Source organism: Streptomyces malaysiensis subsp. malaysiensis (assembly GCF_040653035.1).
GTDB lineage: Bacteria > Actinomycetota > Actinomycetes > Streptomycetales > Streptomycetaceae > Streptomyces > Streptomyces malaysiensis.
In genome coordinates this window covers 70,644-80,410 of sequence record NZ_JBEZNG010000036.1, presented here as the reverse complement: position 1 = coordinate 80,410, position 9,767 = coordinate 70,644, and the positions used below count along the sequence as shown (strand labels likewise).

At 71.2% G+C, this 9,767-nt stretch carries 8 protein-coding genes; 3 read left to right on the top strand and 5 right to left on the bottom strand.

The features are described 5' to 3' along the window. Window positions 1-170 precede the first annotated feature (170 nt). Entirely contained in the window at window positions 171-689 is a 519-nt protein-coding gene (locus AB0E24_RS40865) for a MarR family winged helix-turn-helix transcriptional regulator (protein WP_069867604.1), read from the bottom strand. Between the two features lie 171 nt (window positions 690-860). Here AB0E24_RS40865 and AB0E24_RS40860 point away from each other — a divergent pair, with 171 nt between their 5' ends. Then, window positions 861-2,084, top strand: a complete 1,224-nt coding sequence (locus AB0E24_RS40860; protein ID WP_069867603.1) for an FAD-dependent monooxygenase — start codon at window positions 861-863, stop codon at window positions 2,082-2,084. Window positions 2,085-2,283: 199 nt separating this feature from the next. On the opposite strand, the gene AB0E24_RS40855 is transcribed toward AB0E24_RS40860, so the two are convergent. Both AB0E24_RS40855 and AB0E24_RS40850 read right to left on the bottom strand, forming a co-directional pair. Beyond that, window positions 2,284-3,138, bottom strand: coding sequence for a hypothetical protein (locus AB0E24_RS40855; protein ID WP_359384730.1), 855 nt, complete (start codon window positions 3,136-3,138; stop codon window positions 2,284-2,286). A 140-nt stretch (window positions 3,139-3,278) separates the two neighbouring features. After that, complete coding sequence (locus AB0E24_RS40850; RefSeq protein ID WP_359384728.1) at window positions 3,279-4,010, bottom strand: class I SAM-dependent methyltransferase; 732 nt, start codon at window positions 4,008-4,010, stop codon at window positions 3,279-3,281. 138 nt (window positions 4,011-4,148) lie between these two features. On the opposite strand from AB0E24_RS40850, the gene AB0E24_RS40845 reads away from it, so the two are divergent. After that, window positions 4,149-6,548, top strand: a complete 2,400-nt coding sequence (locus AB0E24_RS40845) for a beta-L-arabinofuranosidase domain-containing protein (RefSeq protein WP_359384726.1) — start codon at window positions 4,149-4,151, stop codon at window positions 6,546-6,548. Window positions 6,549-6,645: 97 nt separating this feature from the next. Here the strand turns inward: AB0E24_RS40845 and AB0E24_RS40840 are convergent, their stop codons facing one another. Further along, window positions 6,646-8,157, bottom strand: a complete 1,512-nt coding sequence (locus AB0E24_RS40840) for an FAD-dependent oxidoreductase (protein WP_359384724.1) — start codon at window positions 8,155-8,157, stop codon at window positions 6,646-6,648. Beyond that, complete coding sequence (locus AB0E24_RS40835; RefSeq protein WP_069867599.1) at window positions 8,154-8,654, bottom strand: hypothetical protein; 501 nt, start codon at window positions 8,652-8,654, stop codon at window positions 8,154-8,156. The genes AB0E24_RS40840 and AB0E24_RS40835 overlap by 4 nt, the downstream gene beginning before the upstream one ends. A 173-nt stretch (window positions 8,655-8,827) precedes the next feature. On the opposite strand from AB0E24_RS40835, the gene AB0E24_RS40830 reads away from it, so the two are divergent. Then, window positions 8,828-9,721: a LysR family transcriptional regulator gene (locus AB0E24_RS40830; protein WP_359384721.1), complete on the top strand. Its 894-nt coding sequence runs from the start codon at window positions 8,828-8,830 to the stop codon at window positions 9,719-9,721. The last annotated feature ends 46 nt before the right edge of the window (window positions 9,722-9,767 follow it).

The window sequence follows — 9,767 nt, the reverse complement described above, 5'->3', positions numbered from 1 at the left end:
AGTAGCTCCGCTACGAGGGCTCTCCGGCGCCTTGCGATGCACGGCACCAGACCACGCGACCTCATCGGGCGCTCATAGTGCAAGGACCCCTAAGCCACACCGGCCGGGGCCTCGAATCCACCGCACGGCGAACGCGCTGCCCACCGGCGCCGGTCACGACTTCCGCGGGCTCATACGGGCCGATCGTCATCGTCGCCGAAGGAGGCCAGATGGGCGGTGAGGTCGTCGACGAAGCGCGCGAGCAGGCGGCCGAAGACCTCGCGGTCCTGCGGGCTCCAGCCGGCGAGGGCGTCGCTGAACCATCCGAGGACCGTCCGCATATAGCGCTCGGTCGCCGCCGCCCCCTCGGCGGTCGGCTCGATGAGCCGAGCGCGCTGATCGTCCGGATCGGTGACCCGGCGGACCAGGCCGCGCCGCGCCAACTCGTTCACCTGCCGGGTGACATGGGGCCCGACGACCTGCATCCGTGCGGCGATCTCCCCCACGCGCAGCGGGCCACCCGCCACATGCAGGGAGACGAGGACCGACATCGCGGGCCGGTCCACGGCCACACCGGCGGCCTCCATGGCGCGCTCGGTCAGCCGGCCCCGGTTCACGGCGCCGCTGAGCTGCGTCAGCCGGGGCAGCATGGCCAGCAGATCGTGTTCGCCGTCGCCGCCCTGCCCGGCCTCCGGTCCCTCGGCGGTCATCTCCCGCCCTCCACATCTACCTAAGTTAGGTATATAGTCGTGCTCATCGGTTCTGCACCCAGAGCCTTTCACGCCACCAAAAAGGATACCTGAGTTAGGTAAAAAGCAGACCCTCTCGCGGGAGGGCTGGAACAGCAGGCCCTCTCGTGGGAGGGCCGGAGAGGAACGCCCATGGGCGGCCTGAACACCGCGCCGAACCGCACGGTCCTGGTCTCCGGCGCCAGCATCGCCGGCCCCGCACTGGCCTACTGGCTCCGCCGGTACGGCTTCGCGGTCACACTCGTCGAGAAGGCGCCCGCCCTGCGCGGGGGCGGCTACCCCATCGACATCCGCGGCACCGCGGTCGAGGTCGTCCGGCGCATGGGGGTGCTCCCCCGGCTCCGGGAGGCCCATGTCGGTGTCCGCCGGATCTCCTTCCTCGACGAGAAGGGCCATCCGATAGCCGCCATCCGGCCCGAAACCATCTCCGGCGGCAAGGAGGGCCATGACCTCGAAATCCCCCGTGGTGAGCTGGCCGAGATCCTCTACGGTGCGATCGGCGACGACGTCGAGCTCCTCTTCAACGACTCCATCGCCACCCTCCATGACCACGACGGCGGGGTGGACGTGTCCTTCCGTGGCGGCGCCCGGCGCACCTTCGACCTGGTCATCGGCGCCGACGGAATCCACTCGCACACCAGGAGCCTGGCCTTCGGCCCCGAGGAGCGCTACCACCGCTACCTCGACTACTGCTTCGCCGGCTTCACGATGCCCAACCATCTGGGGCTCGCACACGAGGGTCTCACCTGGAATGTCCCGGGCCGGACCGCCGTCCTCTACGCACCCCGCGACGGCGACCGGGTCCACGCCTTCCTCAGCTTCCTGCGCGCCGAGCCGCCCTTCGACGCCTTCCGCAACCCCGCCGCCCAACGCGACCTCGTGGCCGGGGTGTTCTCCGGATACGGCTGGGAGGTGCCGCGTATGGTCGCCGCCATGCGGGAGAGCGACGACCTCTTCTTCGACGTGGTCAGCCAGATCCATATGCCACGGTGGTCCGCGGGCCGGGTCGCCCTGGTGGGCGACGCCGCCTACGCACCGTCGTTCTTCTCCGGCCAGGGGTCGAGCCTGGCGCTGGTCGGCGCGTACGTCCTCGCCGGTGAACTGGCCGCGGGACTGGCCGCGGGCGCCCACCACGGCGACGCCTTCGAAGGCTACGAGCGCACCGTGCGGTCCTTCGTGGAGATGAACCAGGCGCTCGCCACCGAAGGAAGCGCGGGTCTGTCCCCGCGCACCGCCGAGGACCTGGCCCGGCGCAACGAGGCGCTGCGCGACCCGTCCGCCGTGTTCAGCGGCGCGGGCCGGCATGCGCACTCGGCGCTGGCCCTCCCCGGCTACGACGGCCACGAGGCCGGGTGAGGGCGTGGCGCGCCGCCCCGCCTCGTCAGCCGGTGGTGCCGATGGCCGAGGCGGGGCCCGAGACTGGTTCCGGGTGGGGCCGTTGTGTCCGCGGAAGGGGCACCCAGGAGGGCGCCCCGGCGGAAGCCGGGGCGCCGACGTGCCACTGCCGGGGGACGGAGCCGGAGCGGCACCCTGAGCGGGTGCGTACTCCGGCCGCTCAGAGGCCGTAGCGGCTCTTCACATGGCGCCAGAAGTCACGGAGCATCCACTTGTCGAACTCCGTGATCTGCGTGGCGCTGCCCGCCTTCATCAGGAAGCAGCACTGGCCGGTCGGGGTCCAGTCGTAGAAGTCGTCGAGGCCGAAGGTGTGGCCGACTTCATGCAGGTAGATGTGGATGTTCTCCTGGTTCAGCGCACCGGTGAAGTACTCCTGGCCCATGCGCTGGCCCCAGTCCCCGCCGGCGCCGCCCTGGAAGCCTTTCGTCAGCCAGAGCGACTGGTCGTAGTGGCGGGCCGCACCGCCCGGACAGCGCGAGTAGTCGCCGTCCTGGTGGAAGAAGCGTCCGCAGTCGGGTGAGCACTGCGGGGCGCCCTCGCCGTCGAGGTTCCCGGCGTGGATGTCGACCGAGTTGTCGGTCCACTGGAGCGTCGAGCGGTTCTTCACCGCCCAGCCGACGATGTTGACCGGGACGTTGGTGTACGGCCAGGCGTTGTGCCCCGTGCCGTTCTCCACTATGGCCGCCATCCACTTGGCGAACTGCTTCTTCAGCGCGGCGTGGATCTGGTCGCGCAGCGCGGCGCTGACGGGGGTGTCGGACTCCCAGCGGACGCAGTAGTTGACGCTTCCCCTGTTGGCCATGACCTGGTCCCAGCCGTAGTTGCGGAAGCCGTGGAGATCCGGGTAGGTCGACTCGACGTGGTTCCACACCTCGCCCAGCGGCTGCACCAGGTTCGTGGGCGGGTTCCAGTCGTCCGCGACGTGCGAGGGTGCGGCCGTCGCGACACCGGGCGCGGCGACCAGCGCGGCCAAGGCGGCCAGCACGGTGGCCAGGCGCGCGAGGAATGAGCGCACTGTGAACTCCCTTGGATAGCTGACGTGTTGTCAGCATCAGGTCGCCGCCACCGCCACTCGGGTTGCCGCCCTGGGCCCACGATCCGCCGTGAGCAAGCAGTCCGCCATACGCCCGCGATCCGCCGCGTACCGCGTGGGGCTCACACCGGCCGGGTGGCCACCACCAGTCGGCAGCGGGGGCTGCCGTCCGCCCGTCGGCCGAGTTCCTCCAGTGCCCGCAGCTCGACCTCGAACCCGGTCCGGATCAGCTCCTCCCGTACCTCGGCGAGCCGGAAGGTCCGGTAGTACATCACGAAGCGCGGCCACCACAGTGCGTTACGCACCCGCATCGCGGTGTCGAACGCCAGGAGCGACCAGTAGGGCCGGGATCCGGGGCGGGCCGGTGCCACGATCGGGAAGGCGAACCGGCCGCCCGGCCGGAGCACGGAGTGGACCTGGGCGAAGAGTCCCGGGCGCTCCCGGGGCAGGAAGTGGCCGAACGCCCCGAAGCTCACCGCCAGGTCGAAGACCGGCCCGAACGGGAGGGCGCGCGCGTCGGCGCGTACCCAGTCCGGGTGCGGGGCGCCTGGCACCTCCGGCGTACGGGCCCGGGCCACGGCCAGCATGCCCGCGCTGAAGTCGACGCCGGTGATCCGCTCCCGGCACACCTGCCGCAGCGCCCCCATGCCCGCGCCGGTTCCGCAGCACACGTCGAGGCCACGCTCGAAGGGTCCGAGCCCGCGCAGGGCGCCCGTCACGGAGTCCAGCACCGCCGCCGGGGTCCGGTACGCGGTGTGGTCGAACTTCGGGGCCAGCAGGTCGTAGCCGTGCTCGACGGAGGACAGCGCCTGGACGACGAGCTCGCGGAAGGTGGGGCCCTGGGGTGCGGACATCGCGCTCAGCATAGAGCCCATGGCGGCAAGGCGGTCTGCCGAACTCCTGGACAGCGCGCCGGTGGCGTGCTGTGATGCGCGACAACGATGTCAGGCACGACCCGTCTTCCTCGGCACTCCACCGACAGGAGCCGCACGATGCCCCTCGACCGACGTCGCTTCCTCCGCACCGGCGCCCTCACCCTCGGCGCCCCCGCGCTCGCCGGACACCTGGCCCCGGCCGCCGTGGCGTCCACGGCCCGGCGGCCGAGGGCCCCGCTCCCCGATTCCTTCGACCGGCTGCCGTCCGGGAGCGTCACCCCGCGCGGCTGGCTGGCCGAGCAGCTGCGTCTCCAACTCCACGGACTCTGCGGCCGGTACGAGGAGCGCTCGCACTTCCTCGACTTCGACACCACCGGATGGACCCATCCGGACCGGGACGGCTGGGAGGAGGTGCCCTACTGGCTGCGTGGCTATGTCCCGCTGGCCGTGGCCACCGGTGACCAGGCCGCGCTCGCGAACTCCCGCAAGTGGATCGACGCCATCCTCGCCACCCAGCAGAGCGACGGCTTCTTCGGGCCGCGCTCCCTGCGCACACAGCTGAACGGCGGCCCCGACTTCTGGCCGTTCCTCCCCCTGCTCATGGCCCTGCGCACGCATGAGGAATTCACCGGCGACGAGCGTGTGGTCCCCTTCCTCACCCGCTTCCTGAGCTTCATGAACGCGCAGGGGCCGGGCGCCTTCGACTCCAGCTGGGTCTCCTACCGCTGGGGCGACGGGCTCGACACGGCCATATGGCTGTACCGCCGCACCGGCGAGGCGTTCCTCCTCGACCTCGCCCGCAAGATGCATACGTACGGCGCCAATTGGGTCGACAACCTGCCGAGCCCGCACAACGTCAACATCGCCCAGGGCTTCCGTGAGCCGGCCCAGTACGCCCAGCTGACCGGCTCCGCCGAGCTCAGACAGGCGACCTATCGCACCTATGCGTCGGTGCTCGGCGCATACGGCCAGTTCCCGGGCGGTGGCTTCGCGGGGGACGAGAACTACCGCCCGGGTTTCGGCGACCCCCGGCAGGGCTTCGAGACCTGCGGCATCGTCGAGTTCATGGCCAGCCATGAACTGCTGACGCGGATCACCGGCGACCCGGTGTGGGCGGACCGCTGCGAGGACCTGGCGTTCAACATGCTGCCCGCCGCCCTCGACCCACAGGGCACCGGCACCCACTACATCACCAGCGCCAACGCCATCGATCTGAACAACGCGGTGAAGTCCCAGGGGCAGTTCCAGAACGGCTTCGCGATGCAGTCCTACCAGCCGGGCGTCGACCAGTACCGCTGCTGTCCGCACAACTACGGCATGGGCTGGCCGTACTTCGCCGAGGAGCTGTGGCTGGCCACCCCCGACAGGGGGCTCGCCGCCGCCATGTACGCCGCCTGCCAGGTGAGCGCGAAGGTGGCCGGAGGCAAGACGGTCACCTTCACCGAGGACACCGACTATCCGTTCGACGAAACCATCAAGCTCACGCTGGCCACCCGCGAGAAGGTGGCCTTCCCGCTCCATCTGCGCGTCCCCGGCTGGTGTGCGAACCCCCGTATCGAGGTCAACGGCCGGCCGGTGGCCACGAGCGCCGGTCCCGCCTTCGTCAAGGTCGACCGGAGCTGGACGGACGGCGATGTGGTGACGATCCGCCTGCCACAGCGCACCACCCTGCGGACCTGGTCCGCACAGCATGACGCGGTCAGCGTCGACCACGGCCCGCTCACCTACTCCCTGCGCATCGGCGAGGACTTCGTGCGCTACGCGGGCACGGACACCTTCCCCGAATACGAAGTGCACGCCACCACCCCGTGGAACTACGGCCTAACCCCCGGCGCCCTCCCCGTCCTCACCCGCGACGGCGGTCCGCTCGCCGCCAACCCCTTCACCCACGAGGGCACCCCGGTCCGTATGACCGCCCAGGCGCGCCGCATCGCCGAGTGGGTCTCCGACGACGAGCATGTGGTCACCCCGCTTCAGCAGAGCCCGGCCCGGGCCGGCACACCGGCCGAGACGGTCACCCTCATCCCCATGGGCGCCGCCCGGCTGCGCATCACCTGCTTTCCGACCGCTTCGCCGGACGGCCGGACCTGGACCCCGGAGCCGCCCTTCCGCCGCCTGTTCAACAAGCACAGTGGCAAGGTGCTCGCGGTGGACGGGATGTCCACGGCCAACAGCGCGCGTGTGGTGCAGTTCGACAACACGCCGACGGGCGACCACGCCTGGCAGTGGATCGACCGGGGCGACGGCTGGTTCCTGATCCGCAACGGCCACAGCGGCAAGGTCCTGGGCGTCGATGGGATGTCGACGGCCAACAGCGCCATCGTCGTCCAGTACGAGGACAACGGCACGGCCGATCACCTCTGGAGGAGGGTGGACAACGGCGACGGCTGGTTCCGCGTGCTCAACAAGAACAGCCAGAAGGTGCTGGGGGTCGACGGCATGTCCACCGCCAACAGCGCCCAGGTGGTGCAGTACGACGACAACGGAACCGATGACCATCTGTGGCGGCTCGGATGATGACCAGGCCCTGGCTCGGGTGATCTGTCCCTGATCCGCGAGCCCCACCGCCGCCGCTGCAACGCGATCACGGTCGGCGGAGCGGGTGCCGCCCACCTCATCGGCGGGTGTGCACCGCTTCGGCGGCCGGGCCGGTCCACGCCCGCCATGCGGCCTGCCAGCCGTCGGGACCATTCGTACGGACGCCGGATCCCGCCCAGGCGATATAGCCGTCGGGGCGGACGAGCAGGGCGGGGCCGGAGTCGACGCGCTGGGCCTGGGCCACCGGCGCCTCGATGGGCGACGCGCCCTCTTCGCGGATCAGCAGAAAGCCACCGGCCCGCTGGAGTTCGGTCAACCGGCCCTCTACCAGGGGTACTTCGGTGGCGCGGGTGCCCACCAGGGCGTGCTGGTGCCGTTCGCGCGGATAACGCAGAGAGACACCGGAGAAGCTCCCGGCGATCGTGTCACGCGCCCGGCCCAGGCTCAGTACGGCCGGGGCGAGGTGGTCGCGCAGCCACCGCGCCGGACGCGGCCGGAGGGTCACGGCGCGCATCATGGCACCGCTCTGGCGGAGGACGCGGCGGCCGATGGGGTGGCGCTCCCGGTGGTAGGTGTCCAGGATGGCCGGGTCGGCTCCGCCGAGGGCGAGGCCGAGTTTCCAGGCAAGGTTGGCGGCGTCCTGAATGCCGGTGTTCATGCCCTGGCCGCCCATCGGGGAGTGGGTGTGGGCGGCGTCCCCGGCGAGAAAGACCCGGCCGTGCCGATAGGAGCGGACCTGGCGTTCATCGCAGTGGAACCGGGAGTGCCAGCCGATCTCAAGGACCCCCACATCGCGCCCCATGGCCTCGGCCAGCACCCGGGTGACCTCCGCCTCCTCGACGGGGGCCCTGTCGGGCAGTTGGCGGTGGCGGTCCCAGGTCATCGACCGGTACCAGCCGGGGCGCGCCTTCCCGTACGGCACGAGGAAGCCGAAGACGTCGCGGGTGTTGCCCAGGGTGAGCCCGTTCCCGGCGGGGCCGTCGGCGAGGCGGACATCGGCCAGCACCGCGGAGGACAGGACCGTCTTGCCGGGGAAGTCGGCGCCGAGGAGATCACGGACGGTGCTGTGCGTCCCGTCCGCGCCCACGACGTATGGGGCTCGCCAGGTGGACGCGGGTCCACCGCCTTCGGGGCGGGCGGTGACGGTGACCGCGTCGGCGTCCTGCGCGAGGCCGGTGACCTCGGTGCCGCGCAGCACCTGGGCGCCTTGGTCGCGGGCGTAGCGTTCGAGCGCCTGGTCCACTTGGGTCTGCGGGGTGATCATCCCGTATCGGTGGCGGGAGGGCAGATGTGTCAGGTCGAGCGTGGCACCGGCGAACAGGCGCACGCCTTCGGTGGTGTTCGCGTCGGCCAGGAGGTCGTCGGCCAGACCGCGGCTGTCGAGGACTTCCAGTGTGCGGGCCATGGTGACGAAGGCCCGGCTGGACGGGTGGATCGCCGCCCGGCGTTCCAGCACGGTGACCGCGCGTCCGGCCCGGGCCAGGTCCCCGGCCAGGGTCATCCCGGTCGGCCCGCCGCCGACGACGACCACATCGGTGTGGTGGATGTCCGGGTGCGCCTCGCCGTGGGGCCGCGCCGGGGCCGTCACAGCTTCTCCCCATGGCCGTGGGCGGCTTCGGGGCGGGCGGCGTTCCCGGGGTTCTTCATCGCGGTTTCCTCGAGGTCCCGGGGGATGCCGAGGGCGAGGGCGGACGCCGGGTCGGGGTAGTAGCGGCGGATGTCGTCCGGGGTGGCCGCGGCGGAGTGGTTGAAGATGAACCGCGCGTGGGGCAGCGCGGTGTGGACGAGATTGACGATGGACTCGAAGAGCAGCGTGTTACCGGGCGTGAGCCGTACACCGGCGCCGATGAGGACCGCATCGTAGCGCTTGCGGCGGAGCATTCCGCGGACGGTGTCCAGGGCGGTCTCCCCGAAGTCGATCTGACATCCGTCCACCTCGTATCCGGCGTCGCGCAACAGGGCGAGGTTGTCGTCATTCGCGGCGCGCAACCTCTCCCGGGTCAGACCGGTGAAGGCGGCGAACTCCGGCGCCTCGTAGTCGATGGCATCGGGATGGAGCCCGATCTGGATGGCTGAGACGCTCATGGCGGTGGATGCCTCCCATGGTGAAGTGCGCTGACACATACGGAAGTTGGGGGTGTGCGGCGCCGAACCGGGCCGTCCGGCCGGGGCGTCCGTCACCCCTCCACGGTGGCGGGCCCATCGGTATCGTGTCCAACGATGATGTGTGCTGTGTGGCATCGCGAAAGGAGATGACGGTGGAGCTTCGGCAGCTGGCGTACTTCGTCGCGGTCGCCGAGGAGCGCAGCTTCACCCGCGGTGCCCAGCGGGAACACGTCGTCCAGTCGGCGACCTCCGCCGCCGTGGCCCGGCTGGAGCAGGAGTTCCAGACCGCGCTCTTCGACCGTTCGCACCGCACCCTGGAACTGACCACCGCGGGGCGCACCCTGCTGGCGCGGGCCCGGATCCTGCTCGCGGAGGCACAGCGGGCGCGCGATGACATGGGGCGCCTCACCGGAGGGCTCAGTGGCACCGTCACCGTCGGGACGGTGTTGTCCACCGGCTCGTTCGACCTGATCGGCGCGGTGAGCGCGTTTCAGGCCGAACATCCCGACGTCGTGGTGCGCCTGCGCCACTCGACCGGCCCGCTGGCGGAACACGCCACCGCCCTGCGCGAGGGCGGGTTCGACCTCATGCTGCTGCCCGTGCCCCCGCACGGCCCCGCCGTCCTCGGCCCGGATCTGATCATCGATGATGTCTCCCGGGTCCGCCTGAGGCTGGCCTGCCGCGCCGACGACCCCCTCGCCGGTGCCCGCGGTGTGGCATACGCCGACCTCGCCGATCGCCGCTTCATCGACTTCCCCACCGGCTGGGGCGACCGCACCATCGTCGACAGCCTCTTCGGCACGGCGGGAGTCCAGCGCACCGTGGCACTGGAGGTCGTCGACACCACCACCGCGCTGACCATGGTCCAGCGGGGTCTCGGACTCGCCTTCGTGGCCGAGGAACTCATCGCCGCCCACCCCGGCCTCACCCAGGTCGATCTCGCCGACCCACCGCCGGTTCACGGGCTCGGCCTCGCCGCCTCGCGCAACCATCCCCCGTCCGAGGCGGGCCGCGCCCTGCGCCGGGCCCTGCTCGCCGCGCGCTGACCGGCCGCGTCGGCGGCGGAGCCTCACCACTGCCTTCCCGGGCACT

Excerpts from the sequence above, each read along its gene's own strand:
- AB0E24_RS40835 (WP_069867599.1), bottom strand. The coding sequence starts at position 8,654 with ATGAGCGTCTCAGCCATCCAGATCGGGCTCCATCCCGATGCCATCGAC.
- AB0E24_RS40845 (WP_359384726.1), top strand. The coding sequence starts at position 4,149 with ATGCCCCTCGACCGACGTCGCTTCCTCCGCACCGGCGCCCTCACCCTC.
- AB0E24_RS40850 (WP_359384728.1), bottom strand. The coding sequence starts at position 4,010 with ATGTCCGCACCCCAGGGCCCCACCTTCCGCGAGCTCGTCGTCCAGGCG.
- AB0E24_RS40860 (WP_069867603.1), top strand. The coding sequence starts at position 861 with ATGGGCGGCCTGAACACCGCGCCGAACCGCACGGTCCTGGTCTCCGGC.
- AB0E24_RS40865 (WP_069867604.1), bottom strand. The coding sequence starts at position 689 with ATGACCGCCGAGGGACCGGAGGCCGGGCAGGGCGGCGACGGCGAACAC.